This is a genomic window from Plantactinospora sp. WMMB782 (assembly GCF_049179135.1).
In the GTDB taxonomy this organism is placed as follows: domain Bacteria; phylum Actinomycetota; class Actinomycetes; order Mycobacteriales; family Micromonosporaceae; genus Plantactinospora.
The window spans coordinates 7,266,287-7,282,190 of record NZ_JBMHMC010000007.1 but is presented as its reverse complement, the minus strand read 5'-3'; the positions used below and the strand labels follow the sequence as shown (position 1 = coordinate 7,282,190).

At 74.1% G+C, this 15,904-nt stretch carries 12 protein-coding genes and 1 riboswitch; of the genes, 10 read left to right on the top strand and 2 right to left on the bottom strand.

From position 1 onward, the window contains the following. Positions 1-10 precede the first annotated feature (10 nt). On the bottom strand, positions 11-1,003 hold the full coding sequence (locus tag ACN28A_RS34545; RefSeq protein WP_421402691.1) for an ABC transporter substrate-binding protein: 993 nt from the start codon (positions 1,001-1,003) through the stop codon (positions 11-13). 88 nt (positions 1,004-1,091) lie between these two features. Beyond that, positions 1,092-1,276, bottom strand: a riboswitch (cobalamin riboswitch). A gap of 221 nt (positions 1,277-1,497) precedes the next feature. Further along, positions 1,498-2,748: an MFS transporter gene (locus ACN28A_RS34540; protein ID WP_421402689.1), complete on the bottom strand. Its 1,251-nt coding sequence runs from the start codon at positions 2,746-2,748 to the stop codon at positions 1,498-1,500. 121 nt (positions 2,749-2,869) lie between these two features. On the opposite strand from ACN28A_RS34540, the gene ACN28A_RS34535 reads away from it, so the two are divergent. From ACN28A_RS34535 to ACN28A_RS34490, 10 genes are all read left to right on the top strand, one after another. After that, positions 2,870-4,606 carry an ABC transporter ATP-binding protein/permease gene (locus ACN28A_RS34535; RefSeq protein WP_421402687.1) on the top strand — a complete coding sequence of 579 codons (1,737 nt, stop codon included), beginning with the start codon at positions 2,870-2,872 and terminating at the stop codon, positions 4,604-4,606. After that, positions 4,603-6,411, top strand: a complete 1,809-nt coding sequence (locus tag ACN28A_RS34530) for an ABC transporter ATP-binding protein (protein ID WP_421402686.1) — start codon at positions 4,603-4,605, stop codon at positions 6,409-6,411. The genes ACN28A_RS34535 and ACN28A_RS34530 overlap by 4 nt, the downstream gene beginning before the upstream one ends. Positions 6,412-6,616: 205 nt before the next feature. Beyond that, positions 6,617-7,408, top strand: coding sequence for a hypothetical protein (locus ACN28A_RS34525; RefSeq protein WP_421402684.1), 792 nt, complete (start codon positions 6,617-6,619; stop codon positions 7,406-7,408). Then, entirely contained in the window at positions 7,405-8,739 is a 1,335-nt protein-coding gene (locus ACN28A_RS34520; protein WP_421402682.1) for a CocE/NonD family hydrolase, read from the top strand. The genes ACN28A_RS34525 and ACN28A_RS34520 overlap by 4 nt, the downstream gene beginning before the upstream one ends. Positions 8,740-8,741: 2 nt before the next feature. After that, entirely contained in the window at positions 8,742-10,130 is a 1,389-nt protein-coding gene (locus tag ACN28A_RS34515; protein WP_421402680.1) for a YcaO-like family protein, read from the top strand. Beyond that, positions 10,127-11,407, top strand: a complete 1,281-nt coding sequence (locus ACN28A_RS34510; protein WP_421402678.1) for a YcaO-like family protein — start codon at positions 10,127-10,129, stop codon at positions 11,405-11,407. The genes ACN28A_RS34515 and ACN28A_RS34510 overlap by 4 nt, the downstream gene beginning before the upstream one ends. Next, positions 11,400-12,644, top strand: coding sequence for a YcaO-like family protein (locus ACN28A_RS34505; RefSeq protein WP_421402677.1), 1,245 nt, complete (start codon positions 11,400-11,402; stop codon positions 12,642-12,644). The genes ACN28A_RS34510 and ACN28A_RS34505 overlap by 8 nt, the downstream gene beginning before the upstream one ends. Next, complete coding sequence (locus ACN28A_RS34500; protein WP_421402675.1) at positions 12,637-13,881, top strand: TfuA-like protein; 1,245 nt, start codon at positions 12,637-12,639, stop codon at positions 13,879-13,881. Before ACN28A_RS34505 ends, ACN28A_RS34500 begins: the two co-directional genes overlap by 8 nt. After that, positions 13,878-14,834 carry an ABC transporter substrate-binding protein gene (locus tag ACN28A_RS34495; RefSeq protein WP_421402673.1) on the top strand — a complete coding sequence of 319 codons (957 nt, stop codon included), beginning with the start codon at positions 13,878-13,880 and terminating at the stop codon, positions 14,832-14,834. Before ACN28A_RS34500 ends, ACN28A_RS34495 begins: the two co-directional genes overlap by 4 nt. Further along, positions 14,835-15,890 carry a FecCD family ABC transporter permease gene (locus tag ACN28A_RS34490; protein ID WP_421402671.1) on the top strand — a complete coding sequence of 352 codons (1,056 nt, stop codon included), beginning with the start codon at positions 14,835-14,837 and terminating at the stop codon, positions 15,888-15,890. Positions 15,891-15,904: the final 14 nt, after the last annotated feature.

Here is a 15,904-nt window from a genome sequence, read left to right as displayed (position 1 = left end):
GCCCGAGCGTTCAGAACCGTTCCGGGTGCAGCAGCTTCGCCAGGGTCGCCACCGCGTCGGCGTTGCGCACCCCTGGCGTGATCTCGGCGAACGTCACCGCGTAGATCCGGCCGTTCCGGATCGCCGGTACGTTCGCCAGCGCCGGGTCGGACCTGAGCCCGTCGATCACGCTCTGCGCGCCGTCCGGGCCGATGTCGGCGCCGCAGCAGGCCGGCACCACGATCACCTCCGGCTTGCGCTTGATCAGCTCCTCGGTGCCGATCCGGGCCAGCCGGCCGGGTACGTCGGCGAAGACCTGGGTGCCGCCGGCCTTCTCGATGATCGTGGTGGCCACGTCCTCGGTGCCGAAGACACGCAACTCGCCACCGCCGGGCCGGTTCAGCATCGCCACCGTAGGCCGCCGCACCCCGGTGAGCCTGCTCTCGACGTCGGCGACGGTCTTCCTCATCGAGGCGACCAGCGCCTCGGCGCGAGACGTCGCTCCGAGAACCCGCCCCAGGTCGGTCAGGTCGCCGTAGACGCCGTCGAGCGAGACGTCGTTGTCGGCCAGCGACTTCTGGCCCTGCCCGTCCGTGGTCGGGCAGTACTGGGTGAACAGGTACGAGCCGATGCCGATCTTCTCCAGCTCGGCCCGGGTGCCCAGGCCCTCGGTGGTGAAGGCGCCGGTGAAGCCGGAGACGACGAAGTCCGGGTCGAGCCGCAGCACCTCCTCGCGGCTCGGGTACTCCTCCGGGTAGTACGTCGGCTTCTGCTCCTTCGGCTGGAACTGCGCGGCGTACTCGGGCAGCAGCGGATTGTCGAGGTAGGCGGCTCCGACCAGCCTGTCGCCGGCGCCGAGCGCGTACACCGCTTCCACGCCGTTGTGGAACGCCGCGAAGATCCTGGCGGGCGGGGTACCGGTCGGTACCCCGACACCGCAGTTGGTGACGGTGGCCGCGCCGCTGCCGGAGCCCGCCTCGGGTTCGGCGTCGCCGCCGGCACAGCCGGACAGGGCGACGAGCATGACGGACAGTGGCGCGGCAACGCGCCAGGACATGAGGGACCGCACAGCGCGCACGCGCATCGCAGACCGCCTTCCAGCACCTCGTGGACGGGTCGTCGGTGCCGTGGCCGGTTTCCTGGCTGACGGGCGGTGCGCCGCCGGCCGGCCTTCCCAGGCGAATCGCGCCCAGTGACCTCGTTGCCCGACGAGGGCCGACGGCTGTCCCGTTCACAGTGGCGAGGGCCGCGCCGGTTTCACACCGGCTTCCCGAACACCACGGCGGGGCCCATGCTAATCGCCCCGGTGGGGAGTCCCGTCCGGGCGGCATCCGGCGAGGCGCGGGTCACGTCGGGAACCACCGTGGTGTGCGGGCCGGCCGACGCGGGACAGCGCGGCGCGCAGCCCCGGGATGTCCCCGCCCCGGACAGAGGCGGAGGGCCCCACGCAGAGGCGAAGGGCGGCTTGGCGCGGGCGGCGCGGTCGGCGGAAGCGGAGGGTGGCCGCGCCGCCGCCGTTCACGGCTGAACGGACGTGTCGAGCTGGCCTCGGCCGAGCAGCACCAACCACGTTCCGCCGGCGACCGCCATCAGCAGGCCGGCTCCGACGGCGACGAGTCCGGGCGGAAGCCGGTCCACCAGGATGCCGCCGACCAGGGACGACAGGGCCAGGGCTGCGGTGGCGGTGGCGGTCCACAGGGACATGAGCCGGCCGCGCATCGCGTTGTCGGCGTGGCGCAGCAGGACGGCGATGGCCACCGGACCGTACAGGACGTCGGCGGCGGCGGCGACGGCCCAGCAGGCGAGGGCGAAGCCGACCACGGGTGCCAGCCCGAACGCGCTGGTGGCCAGGCCCTCGCAGAGGCAGGAGAGGCCGAGTACCGTCAGTTGCCCCCGGGCGGGCAGCCGTTGGATGCGGGCGGCGGCCGCCAGCAGGACGGCGGCTCCGGTGACCCCCTGCACGGCGTAGAACCAGCCGACGCCCCCGTTGCCGAGCTGGTAGGTGCGGGTGGCGAGGAAGGTCATGGTGACGATCGTCGCGCCGAGGCCGAGGCAGAACACGGCCTCGACGGCCAGCAGGGCGCGGATCTGCCGGTGCCGCAGCGCGTGTCGGATGCCGGCGACGAGGGCGGTCAGGATGCCGTCCTTCCGGGCGCTGCCGGTGTCGCCGTGACGCTGGCCGCCTCGGGCGCGCAGGGTGCACAGGGTGGAGACGGCGAATGACGCCGCGTTGATGACGAAGGCCCAGCGCCAGCCGAACAGGGTCACCGCGGCCGCTCCGGCCAGGCCACCCACCGCCTGGAACAGCAGTCCGTTGACCTGCACCAGGGCGCCGAACAGCACGTACTCGTCGGGCTCGACGAGGCTCGGCATCCAGGCGTTGCGGGCGGCCTGGAAGGTGAAGCTCGTCGCGGCCGAGACGAATGTCAGCGGATAGACCAGCCAGATCCACCGGGGACTGTCGGCGAGCAGGAACGCGGCGGCGAAGCCGGCGAGGGCGAGGTCGGTGACGACCATGAGGGTGCGCCGGTCCATCCGGTCGGCGAGGACGCCGGCGAAGCCTCCGATCAGGACGCCGGGCAGGTACCGCAGCGCGAGGGTGGCGCCGGCCGCGACGCCGGCGCCGGTGTGCTGGTAGACCATCGCGAACACGGCGACAGCGCTGAACCAGCCCCCGCACACGCTGATCAGGTTGCCCAGCCACAGCCAGCGGAACTCGGTGCGGGCGGAGAGGACGCGGAGCAGGCCGGGTGCGGCGACGGCGGTCACGCGCCGAGCTTAGTGAAATCGAACTCCATAACCAAGGGTGTTGACAACCATTTTCAAGTACTGGCATGGTGGAGCCGGTCCACGGTCGGTGATCGGGGGCTAACCGACGGAGGGAGTGGCTGTGCTGGTGCGACGGCGGCTGCTCGGCCTGCTGGCCGAGGCGCCCGGACCGGTCGCCGTCACCGTCGCATGTGCCCTGGCCGCCACCGGTGCGGCCATCGCGATGGCCGTCGCTCTCGCCGAGGCGCTGCGCCGGGCGGCGGACGGCCAGGCCGTCGGGCACCTCGCCGCCCCGTTGGCGGTCGCGGTGCTCGCGGTCGCCGCCCGCAGCATGCTGCTGTGGGTACGCGACCTCGCCGCGACCAGGACGGCCGCAGCGGTGAAACTGCGACTGCGTGACAGGGTGACCCGCCGGCTGCTGGAGCTCGGTCCCGGTGGGACGGCGGGCCGCCCGGTCGGCACCATCCACACCGCCGTCGCCGACGGTGTGGAGGCACTCGACGCGTACGTCGGCTTCTACCTGCCGCAGGTAGTGGTGAGCGTCACCGGACCGGCGCTGGTCGTGGCGGTGCTGGCCGTCGTCGACCCGGTCAGTGCGGTGATCGTCGGTGTCGCGGTCGCGCTGTTGCCGCTGGCGCGGCCGGTGTTCCGCCGCCTGCTCGGTCGGCGCGGCAAGGCGCACTGGGCGGCGTACGAGGCGTTCGCCGTCAAGATGCTCGACGCCCTCTACGGCATGACCACGCTCAAGACCCTGGGTGCGAGTGGCCGGCACGGCGAGCGGCTGCGGGCGGAGGCGGCCCGGGTCTACCGGGCGACGATGCGGGACCTGGCCGCCTCGGCGACGGTGTACGTCGCCACCGCGCTGATCACCACGGCCGGAACGGCGTTGGCGGTCGCCGTCGCCGGGCTGCGGCACGCCGACGGGGCGGTGGACGCGGCGGCCGTACTGCTGGTGCTGCTGCTGGCCGCCGAGGCGTTCCGGCCGCAACTGGAGTTGCAGAACTACTGGCACGAGGGGTTCTCCGGAATGGCCGCCGCGGACGGCATCTTCGCGCTGCTCGACGCGCCAGCGCCGGTCGGCGAACCAGCCGAGGCGCGGGCGGTGCGCGGGGACGGCGGACCGGTGCAGGTGCGGTTCCGGCAGGTCAGCTTCACGTATCCCGGCTCCGACCAGCCGGCGGTGGTGGAGGTGGACCTGACCCTGCCGGCCGGCCGCACCACCGCGCTTGTCGGGCGTTCCGGTGCCGGGAAGTCGACCCTGGCCGCCCTGCTGCAACGGTTCCACGACCCGAGCAGCGGTGCCGTCGAGGTCGACGGCGTCGACCTGCGGCACCTCTCGCTGCGGCAGGCGCGGGCGCTGACGGCGGTGGTGAGCCAGGAGGCGTACCTGTTCCACGGCAGTGTGGCCGACAACCTGCGGATGGCTCGGCCCGGGGCGAGCGATGCCGACCTGACGGCGGCCTGCCGCAGGGCGCGGATCCACGACGAGATCGCGGCCCTGCCGCAGGGCTACGCCACGGTCGTCGGCGAGCGCGGCACCCGGCTCTCCGGCGGGCAGCGGCAACGGCTGGCCATCGCCCGCGCCCTGCTGGCCGACGCCCCGGTCCTCGTCCTGGACGAGGCGACCTCCAGTGTGGACGGCGCGACCGAGGAGCGGCTGCGGACGGCGCTGGCCGAGGCGACGGCGGGGCGTACCACGCTGGTCATCGCGCACCGGCTCTCCACGGTGGCCGGCGCCGACCAGGTGGCGGTGCTCGACGGCGGCCGGGTCGTCGAGTACGGCGCCCCGGACGACCTGCTCGCGACCGGCGGGGCATGGTCGCGACTGGTCGGGGCGCACGCGGGGGCGGCGCGGTGAGCTGGCAACCGGGGCTGCTCGGCGACACCGGGCCGGGCCGGCGCGGTACGGCCGGACTGCTGCGGGTGTTGGCCGCGTACCGGTTCCCCTACGCGCTCTCCGTCCTGTTCGGAGTACTCAACCAGGGCGCCGGGATCGCCGCGCTGACCCTGGGCGGCTACCTGGTGGGGTTGGCGCTGACCGGGGCGGCCACCTCGCGGCTCTGGCCGCTGGCGCTGCTGACCCTGGCCCTGATGGCGGTGCAGGCACTCGCCAACTGGCTGGAGGCGTGGATCTCCCACGAGCTGTCGTTCCGGCTGCTGGCGGAGGTCCGGTACTGGCTCTACCGCGCCTTCGAGCGGATCGCGCCGGGCGGACTGGTCAAGCGCCGCACGGGCGATCTCGCCGCGGTCGCCCTGCGTGACGCGGAGAGCCTGGAGATCTTCTACGCGCACACCTCGATCTACATCGCGGTCGCCCTGATCCTGCCACCGGTCGCGCTGGCCGGGCTGGCCGTCGTCGCCTGGCCGCTGGCGCTGGCGCTGACGCCGTGGCTGCTGCTGGTCGCCACCGTGCCGTTCGCGCTGCGCCGCCGCAACGCCGCGCACGGCCGGCGGGTACGGGACCTGCACGCGCTGGTCGGCACCCGGACGGTGGATCTGGTGCAGGGCATCCGGGAGGTGCTCACCTTCGGCCGCGGCGAGGACGCTCGGGTCGGGATCGCCGAGGCCAGCGCCGAGTTGGCCGAGGCGCAGCGGCGGCAGACCGTACGCGGCGGGCTGGAGCAGGCGGTGTGCGCGGCCCTGACCGGCGCGGGCACGGTCTCGGTGCTGGCCGCCGCCGTGTGGCGGGGCGTCGAGGTGCCGACGCTGGTGGCCGCCACCGTGTTCGCCACCGCTTCGTTCACGCCACTGCTGACCCTGCTGAAGGTCACCCGGATCTGGGGGCTGACCTCGTCCTCGGCGGATTGGGTCTTCGACCTGCTGGAAGAGCCGGCGGTGGTGGCCGACACCGGAACGCGCGACGCCCCGGCCACCGCCGGCACCGTCACCTTCGACGGGGTGTGGTTCCGCTACGGCGAGCACGAGTCCTGGGTGCTGCGCGGTGCCGACCTGACCATCCCGGCGGGGAGCACGGTGGCACTTGTCGGTGCGACCGGCGCCGGCAAGTCCACGATGGCGAACCTGCTGCTGCGCGCGTTCGACCCGCAGCGCGGCGTGCTGCGGGTCGACGGCGTCGACATCCGGGAGTACCGCCTGGCGGGCCTGCTGCGGCTGGTCGCGTACGTGCCGCAGGACGTCTTCCTGCTGCACGACACCCTCCGGGAGAACCTGGTGCTGGCCGCGCCGGAGGCGAGCGGCGCAGCCCTGGACGAGGTCTGCGCCGCCGCGCAACTGCGACCGGTGCTGCGCCGGCTGCCCGACGGGCTCGACACGGTCGTCGGTCAGCGCGGCGCCCGGCTCTCCGGTGGCGAGCGGCAACGGGTCGCGCTGGCCCGTGCCCTGCTGCGCGACGCCCCGATCCTGGTCCTCGACGAATCGTCCAGCCAGCTCGACGTGCTCAGTGAACGCGAGATCGGCGCGGCGCTGGACCGGCTGCGGGCCGGCCGGACGACCCTGGTCATCGCCCACCGCCTGGCCACCATCCGCACCGCCGACCTGGTCGCGCTCCTCGAGCACGGACAGGTTGTCGATGTGGCACCGCACGAGGTGCTGCTGGAGCGCTGCCCGAGCTATGCCGCGCTCATCGCGAGCCAACGGGACGCCGACGCACTACTGGCGGCGGTTCCGTCGGAACAACCGTCCACGAGTTCGGAAGGGAGGTGACCCGCGTGAAGGTCGAGAAGCTGAAGGTGCAGACGGTCCGCGCTTCGGTGCACACGTCGAACCACGCCACCGTGCGCAACGCCAGCGTTGCCTGGCGCAAGCGGTGACGCCGAGCCGGCTCCGCTGAGCCGACGAACCGGGGGTGCGTGGGCGGATGTGACGCCCACGCACCCCTCCCACAAGCCTAGATCGCTGACGAGGAGCTATGGACTGGTCCCTGGCCGACCGCCCGCTGCGTCTTTCGCGGGGCGCCGGTGTCGTTCCCACGGCCGACGGTTTCCTGCTCGTCACGCCGGGTGAGGAGTTTATTGCCATCGATGTCGAGCCCGGTCGCCGGGACCTGATCGCGTCGCTGCTCTCCGGCGACCTTCCCCCGGACGCGGCGGTCGCGCGGGATCCCGATGCCGCCGGACTGCTCGACGTGCTGGCCGACGAGGCGCTGCTCGCCGAGGAACCGAAGGCATCTGCCGGGCCGGTGGCCCTGCTGGGTGACGGTGTGCTGGTCGACCAGCTCTGCCAGCTACTGGACGCGAAGCGGACCGACGGCATCGGTGGCGCGGCGGTGGTCGTGGCGTGCGCCGACTGGCTGCCCGACAGTCGCTGGTGCCGGCTGGACGCCGAGTGCGCGGCGGCCGGGATCGCCTGGCACCGGGGCTATGCCGAGGGTGGACGCTGGTACGCCGGGCCCCTCTCCGTACCGGGTGCTGGACCGAGCTACGCCGACCTGCGGTTGCGACGGCTGGCAGCCAGCCCGTTCCCGGACGAGTTGCTGGCCTACTGGGCGTGGCTCGACTCCGGCGGACGACCGGCCGGGCCGCCCGACCCGGCGGGAGCGGCAGTGGTCGCCGGCCTCATCGCCGCGGACGTGCGCGCATACCTGGCCGGCCGCCCCGTGCCCGGGGAGCGGACACAGTACGGAATGGACCCCGCCGCCGGAGTACTGCGCCGGCACCCGGTGCTGCCGGTACCGCCGGACCTGATGGAGCAGGCGCCGTGAACATCAGGCTCGGGATCGACGTCTGCGGTCTGGCCACCGACGTGTGGCTGCCCGAGGAGCCGGCGACCACGGTCCTGGTGCGTACCCCGTACGGCACGCCGGGGCTGTGGCCGGAAGCGGCGGCGTACGCGTCGGCCGGCTTCGCCGTGGCGCTGCAGGACGTCCGTGGCCGTTTCCGTTCCGACGGCGGGTTCGTCGCCGGAGCGGACGAGACCGCCGACGGGCACGCCACCGTCGACTGGGTCGCCGGGCGGCCCTGGTCGAACGGGCGGGTGGTGCTCTGCGGCACCGGATACGAGGCGTACGCCGCGTGGTGCGCCAGCGGCCATCCGGCGGTGGCCGGCGTGGTCAGCCGGCAGCCGTGGCCACCCGGCGACGCGTCCCCACCGGTCGACGGCGAACTGTGGTGGCGCACCGAGCACGGCACCGGCCGGATCGGCCATCCCGGCCTGACCCCGCTGGCGACCGCCGTCACCGAGCTGCCGCTGGACGACGAGGAGTTGGCAGCCCGGTGGCCGGTCGACATCCGGCCGTGGCCGCCGCGAGCCACCGATACCGCGACGCCGGTGGGGCGTGTCGAGCAGGCGGTGGCGGCGTGCCGGGCGCCGTCGCTGCACCTCGGCAGCTGGTACTGCCGGTCGGTGCCGGCGACCCTGCGGCATGCGGCGCTCGCCGCCGAGGCCACCTGCCACGTCGGCGGCTGGGTCTCCCCGCTGACCCACGAACTCGCCGAGGAGTGCGCGATCGACGTACCGGTCGAACCGGACCCGTCGACCCTCACCCTGCGGTGGCTCACCGGGACGCTGCACCGCTGCCGGACGCTCTGGCTCGGCAGCGGCGACTGGCGCGACGGCTCCCCGGTGACGACGGCGGCACCCGTCCGCACACTGCTCACGGGGGACCCCGGCGTCCTGACCGCCGACCCTGAACGGCCGTACCCGTCGCTGCCGCACTCGGCGGATCTCGGCCGGCTCACGGACCTCCCCGGCGCCCTCGTGTCCAGCGTGCCGGGGCCGCTCAGCTACCACGGTGCCGCCGTGTGCCTGGTCTCCGGGCGGTCGGAGGCCGCGTCGCAGCTCGTCGCCACCCTCGTGCACGAGACCCCGGCCGGAGTCCGGACTGTGCTGACCGACGGCGCCACCTCGGTCCCCTGCGGCCCGTGGGCGGTCGAGATCGGCTGCCGTCCGGTCGCCGTCGACCTCCCCCGAGGACACCGGCTGCGGCTGGAAATCACCACCAGCCGCCACCCGAGACACCCCCGCCCACCCGCGCCGGCGACGCTCACCGTCGACGGGATCGTCCTGCGCGCGCCCACACCCGAGGAGCGGTAGCCGTGGAGGCGCTGATCGACACCCGGACCGGCGTCGTACGGGGCACCGTCCGGCTGCCGGCCGAACAGTGGTGGCCGTCCGGCCTCGACATCGTCGTCGCGGACGTCGCCGACATGATGCGCCACCTGCCGTGGCCGGCGGACCGGGTCGCCACCGGCACCGCGTTCGCCGATCCGGAACACGCGCACCGGGCCGCCGTGGGGGAGGCGGTCGAACGCTACTGCGGCAACTTCGTCCCCGCCGGGCTGGGCCGGGCCAGCCACCGGCAACTACTCGCCGCCGGAGAGCACGCCGTCGACCCGACGACACTGGCCCTGCATTCCCCGGCCCAGTACGCGCAGCCCGGCTTTCCGTTCCAGCCCTTCACCGGCGACCTCGAAGTGCTGTGGACGACCGGCTACACGCTCGCCGACGGCACCCCGACGGCGGTGCCGGCGTCACTGGTCTACGTCAACTGGCTGCTACCGCCGCGAACGGACGAACCCCGTACCAACTTCTCGATGCTCTCCGGGCTGGCGGCCGGGCCGACCCGCGCCGCCGCCGAGACCGCCGCCCTGGAGGAGGTGATCGAACGGGACGCCACAGTCGTCTGGTGGGCCAACAGGATCCCCGCCCGCCCGGTCGACGTGGCCCACCCGGCACTGGCCCGCCTGCTGGTCCCGGACCCGGAACGGGGTTCCGGCTGGGCCCGCGCCGCCGGCACCTCCGCCGACATTCGCTACCGGGTGGTCGCCATCCCGACCGTGTTCGACGTCTCCGTCCTCGGCGTGCTGATCGACGACCCTGAACTGCGGATCACCGCCCTCGGCGTCGCCGCCCGACCCGAGCCCGCCGCCGCGGTCGCCAAGGCCCTCGCCGAGGCGGTGACGCTGCGCCGGTACGCCCTCGGCCTGCTCGACCCGGACGGCGAGATCTGGCAAGCGGCCGGCGCCGGACTTATCGACGGGACGGTCTTCCACCCCTGGCGGGCCGACCGGAGCTACACCCGCTCCTACCGGCCGGACTGGTCCGACGTGGTGGACCTCGGCTGCCACGGCCAGCTCTGGCTCGACCCGGCAATGCACGCACACCTGGACCCGATCACCGGCGGGGAGGAGATGGTCCGCCTCGACGACCTGCCGCACCTCGACGGCGACATCCGGGCCGGCTACCTGCACCGGCTGGCCGGCCAGGACATCGAGGCGGTCGCCGTGGACGTGACCACCCCGGACGCCGAGGCCGCCGGGGTCGCCGTCGTCCGGGTGGTGGCCCCCGGCACCTACGGCAACCCGCCGGCGGCCTTCCCCTTCCTCGGCGGCAGCCGGCTCTACACCGACCCGGTCCGGCTCGGCCTGCGCACGGCGCCGCTGGCCGAGGCGGACGTCAACCGCGTCCCGCTACCGCACACATGATCACCGATCGGCGGACCGGCCTCGTCACCGCGCTGCACCACGAACGCCTGCCGGCCGGCCTACACGTCACGCACGCCGACCTCGCCTGGCTCGGCCCGGCCGGCGGGCGCCCCACCGTCTCCGGAGCGTCGTGGACCTCCCCGGACGCCGCCACCGCCGCCGCCCTCGGCGAGGCGGCCGAGCGTTACTGCGGTCACCACACCCCGCAGCCGACCCGGCTGGACACCTGGCACGGCATGACGGAACGCGGCCGCCGGGCGGTCGATCCGCACCTGCTCGCCCTGTACCGCGCCGACCAGACCGTCCCGTTCACCGGCATCGCCCGGACCGACCCGATCGACTGGCTCGCCGGCACCGACCCGCACCAGGAGCGGACCTGGGTGCCGGCGTCGCTCTGCACGCTCGCCGCACCACCGACCGGAGCGGCTGCGCACCCGCCTGTATCGGCTGCGCCGCCTGTATCGGCTGCGCCGCCTGTATCGGCTGCGCCCCCGCCTGTATCGGCTGCGCATCTGCCCGAGGCGGCTGCGCATCTGCCGGTGGCGGCCGGCGTCGCGGCCGGGCCGACGCCGGGACGGGCTCGGGCGGCCGCGCTGGCCGAGGTCGTCGAACGCCACGCCCTGGCCACCTGCTGGCATGCCGGCACCCGGTTTCCGCTCCTGCGGCGCACCGTCGCGGGCTTCCCCGGACAGCTACGGGCGGTGCCGAACCTGCTCTTCGCACCGGTGGTGCTGGCCGTCGTCGAGGACGGGGACGGGCTGCTCGGGGTCGGTTGCGCCCTCGCCGACGACGCCGACTCCGCCGCCGGCAAGGCCGCCGCCGAGGCGTGCCAGAGCCTGCGCACCGTACAGCTGGTAGCGGGCGGGTCGCTGGACTGGCAGCCGTTGCGGCCGTACCGGCCGGACCGCCGGTACGGCGACACGTACGCCCCCGACCTCTCCGACGCCACCGACATCGTCTGCCACGCGCAACTGCTCGCCGACCCCCGCATCGCCGAGGCCGTCACCCACCGGCTCGCCGGTGGTGCTCCCGTCCCGGAACGCCACGGCTGGGCGGCGTCCGCCTGCCCCGACCTGGACACCGTCCTCGCCGCTCGTGGCCTCGCAGCGCTCACCGTTGATCTCACCACCCCGGACGTCGCCACCGCTGGCTACACGGTCGTCCGGGTCGTCGTGCCCGGCCTGCGCTCGACGGCACCGGCGGCCTTCCCGTTCCTCGGGGCGGGTGCCGATCCCCTTCCCGACCGACCCTGTCTCCTTCCGGTGCCCCATGTCTGAAGTCGAAACCGCCCGCTGGCTCACCGAACCCGTCGCCGCCAAGGCGCAGCGGCACGGTACGCACCGCGCCGCGACCCTGGCGGAGACCTGGCGACGGGTCGCACCGCTGCTGCCGGACGTCGGCGTCACCCGGGTCGCCGACATCACCGGCCTGGACATCATCGGGATACCCGTCGCCACCGCCTACCGGCCCAACTCGCGCAGCCTCGCCGTCAGCCAGGGCAAGGGCGCCACCCCGCTGGCCAGCCGGGTCTCGGCCGCGATGGAGGCACTCGAACACGACCACGCCGAACGCGTCGACCTGTCGATGCGGCTGGCCCGGCACGCCGAGCTGCCCCGCGCCGTCGCGCCGTGGGCGCTGCCCCGCATTGCGACGTCCACGGTGGACGAGTACACGGCGCTGCTCTGGCTGACCGGGCACCGGGTGCGGGACGGCGCTCCCGTGGCGGTGCCGTACGACGTCGTGGGGCTGGACCTGACCCTGTCCGCCGGGCTCACCCCGGCCGGGCTGTCCCGGGACTCCAACGGTCTGGCCAGCGGCAACACCGCCAGCGAGGCGATCGTGCACGCCCTGTGCGAGGTGATCGAGCGGGACGCCGCCGCGCTGTGGGAGCTGACGGAGCAGGCCGGCACCCGGATCGATCCGGCCAGCGTCACCGCCGCCGAGCCCCGGGAGCTGCTGGACCGCTGCGTCGCGGCGGGAACGGAGATCGCGTTGTACGACATCAGCTCCGACATCGGCGTACCGGCCGTGCTGTGTTACCTGGTGGAGGCTGAGCCGGACCCGTTCCGGCCACTGCCGCCCGCCGCCGGCCTCGGCTGCCACCCCTGTGCCGAGGTGGCGCTCTCCCGGGCGGTCACCGAGGCGGCGCAGAGCCGGCTGATCACGATCTCCGGCGTCCGCGACGACGTCCGCCGGGACGACTACTCCGCCGCCGTCGACGTGGAGACCGCCACCCGGGTACGCGACCAGCTCCGCGACGCCGCCCGCGACATGCGTTCCTGGCCGGGCGGCTGGGGGGTCACGCACGACACCCTCCGCGCCGACCTGGACTGGCTGCTGGACCGGTTGGCCACGGCAGGGCTCGCCGAGCCGGTCGCCGTCGACCTCACCCGACCGGACATCGGCGTACCCGTGCTCAAGGTGGTGGTGCCGGGGCTCGAAGGGATCACCGCGCTGACCGGCGGCGGCACCCTGCCCGGCGAGCGCGCCAGGGCGGTGATGGGGCGTGGCTGAGATCGTCGTCTTCGTCGGCCCGACCCTGCCCGCCGACGAGGTGGCCCGGCGGCTCGACGCGGAGGTCCTGCCACCGGTCGCCCAGGGGGACGTGCTGCGCGCCCTCGCCGCCCGACCCCGGCTTCTCGCCATCATCGACGGCGGCTACGAGCGCGTCCCCGCTGTCTGGCACAAGGAAATCCTGTACGCCCTCGAACGCGGCGTCGCCGTGGCCGGCGCGGCGAGCATGGGCGCGCTGCGCGCCGCCGAACTCGCACCGTTCGGCATGGTCGGCGTCGGCGAGGTCTACCGGAGGGTGCGCGACGGGCAGTTGACCGACGACGACGAGGTCGCCGTCGCACACCTCGGCGCGGAGGACGGCCACCGGCCGGTCAGCGAGGCCATGGTCAACATCCGCGCCACCGTCGCGGCGGCCGTCGCCGACGGCGTACTCGGGCCGCAGGCCGGCGACCGGATGCTCACGGCCGCCAAACGGCTGCACTACCCGCACCGGCGCTGGCCGGCGCTGCTCCCGCTCGCCCCGCCCGGGTTCGCCACCTGGCTCAGCGACGGCCGGCGCGACGTGAAGGCGGCGGACGCCCGCGCACTGCTCGACCTGATCGCCAGCGGTGGCGTGCACCCACCCGCCGCACCGCCCCGCGTCGAGCGGACCGAACACCTCCAACTCGCCCGCCCGGCGTCCGCCCTGGATCCGGCGGTGGAGGCGGACCTGCTCGACGGCGTCCACCTCGACGGCGACTATCCCGACCTGGCCCAGGCCGCGACGCTGCGCCTCGTCGCCGTCGGCACCGGGCCACGCCCGACGGGTGGGGCACGCGCGGAATGGGTGGACCGGCTGCGTGAGCACGTGCCGGCCGACGCGCTCGCCGACCTCGACGCCGACGCCCTCGGCGAACTGGCGGCCGACCAGGCCGCACTTGTGCACACCTGCGCCGCAGTGGAGGACCGCCTGCCCGCGGCGATCATCGACACCCTGCGGCTGTGGGGGCAGTTGCCGGGACGCCTGGCCCGGGCCCGCGACGTCGCCGCCTGCTGCGAACGCCTCGGTGGTACCCCGGAACCGGCCGCCCTCGGGCTGACCGACGCCGACGTCTGGTCGTGGTGCGCCGGGCGGGCGGGGCTACCCCCGAACAGTCCCGCGGACGTCGTCGCCGACGCCCTCGGCGTACCCGACCCGGACCGGCTCCGCCGGGCCGCCCTGCGTCACCTGCTGTACGAGAAAGAAGGACGACAATGAGAAGACATACGATCGCGGGAGTTCTCTCCCTCTCCCTGGCCGCGACCCTGACCGCCTGTGGCGACCAGGCCGGGCCGACCACCGCCGCGACCGGCGACGCCGCCGCGCCGAAGACGCTCACCAACTGCGGCCAGCAGTACACCTACCGGCAGGCGCCGCAGCGCATCGTCACCTCCAGCACCCCGGCGACCGAGATGATCCTGGCGCTGGGGCAGCGGAATCGGCTGGTCGGCACGGTCGCTCCGGGCGAGCTGCTGCCGGAGTACGCCGGGGAAATGCAGGGTGTGCAGATCATCGCCGAGAAGGCGTTTCCGCCGCCGTCGAAGGAGACGGTGCTCGCCGCCCGCCCCGAACTCGTCGTCAGCGCCTATCCCGACGACTACGGGCCCAAGGCGCTCGGTGACCGGGCGAAACTCGCCGAGGAGGGGGTCAACTCGTACCTGCTCTCCGGCGCATGCACGGGCCACAAGGCCACCGTCGACGACACCTACACGGACCTGAAGAACCTCGGCGACCTGCTCGGCGCCCCGGAGAAGGCCGACGAGCTGGTCACGAAGCTGCGCGGCGAGATCGACGCCGTCAAGCCGGTCGCCGGTAACCCGACGGTGTTCGTCTACTCCGGCGGCAAGGAGAAGCCGACGACCCCCGGAGCACAGTCGCTGGTGGACGACCTGTTGCGCCGGGCCGGCGCCAGCAACGCCTTTCCCGAGACCACCGGATTCGGCCAGGTCAACTGGGAGGAACTGGTCAAGCGCGATCCGGACGCGATCCTCATCGAGGACCAGGCCTTCGAACCGGCCGACGCGGCGATCGCCTTCCTGAGCGGCTACCCGCCGATCCAGGGCGTCACCGCCGTCAAGGAGAAGAGGTTCATCGTCGTCCCGGTCAACGACAACCAGCCGGGCCTGCGTTCTGGCCGGGCCCTGCGGACCATCGTCGCCGGACTCGGCTGAGTGACCGCCCGCACCGCCGCCCCCGCCCTGGTCGCCGCGACCAGGGCCGGGGCGCGTCGTCTCCCGCTCGCCGGCTGGCTGACCGTGCTGGCCGCCGGGTTGGTCGCCTCGGTCGCCGCGGCAGTCAGCCTCGGCCCGGTCGCCATCCCGCTCGACGTGGTGTGGCGCGTCGTCGGACACGAACTCGGCGTCGCCGACGGTACCGGGATCTTCGGCCCGGACCGGGCGATCGTCTGGGGGATCCGGCTGCCGCGCGTACTGCTGGGTGCCGTCACCGGCGCCGGGCTTGCGCTGGTCGGCGCCGTACTTCAGGCCGTGCTGCGCAACCCGCTGGCCGACCCGTACATCATCGGGGTCACCTCCGGGGCGTCGCTCGGCGCCGTCAGCGTCATGCTGATCGGCCTGGCCCCACTCGGCCTCGTCTCGGTGCCGGCCGGAGCCTTCGTCGGGGCGATCGCCGCCTTCGCCGCAGTCCTCGCCCTCGGCCGCACCAGCACGGTCCGGCTGATCCTGGCCGGCGTCGCCGTCGCCGCGCTCTGCGAAGCCGTCACCCAGTACCTCGTGCTCACCACACCGGACCGGGACGTCCGCTCGGCGCTGCACTGGACCCTCGGCGGGCTGGCCGGCACCGAGTGGCGGCACCTGCCGGTCGCCGCCGCCGTGACCGGGGCGGCGGGCGTCTGGTTCGTCACCAACATCACCCGGCTCAACGCGCTGACCCTCGGCGACGACACCGCCGCCAGCCTGGGCGTGGACGGCGACCGGGTACGCCGCCAGCTCGTCGTCGGCTGCGCCCTGGTCACCGCCAGCCTGGTCTCGGTCACCGGCGGCATCGGCTTCGTCGCCCTCATCGTCCCGCACACCATGCGGCTGCTCGTCGGCCCCGACCACCGGCGCCTGCTGCCGGTGGCCGCGCTCGCCGGTGCGGTCTTCCTGGTCTGGGTCGACCTGGCCGCCCGCGTCGTCAACGACCCCGACGAGGTGCCGATCAGTGTCATCACCGCGCTCCTGGGCGCCCCCTTCTTCCTCTACCTGCTCCGGAGGGCACGCTCGTGACCGGGACACGCTCG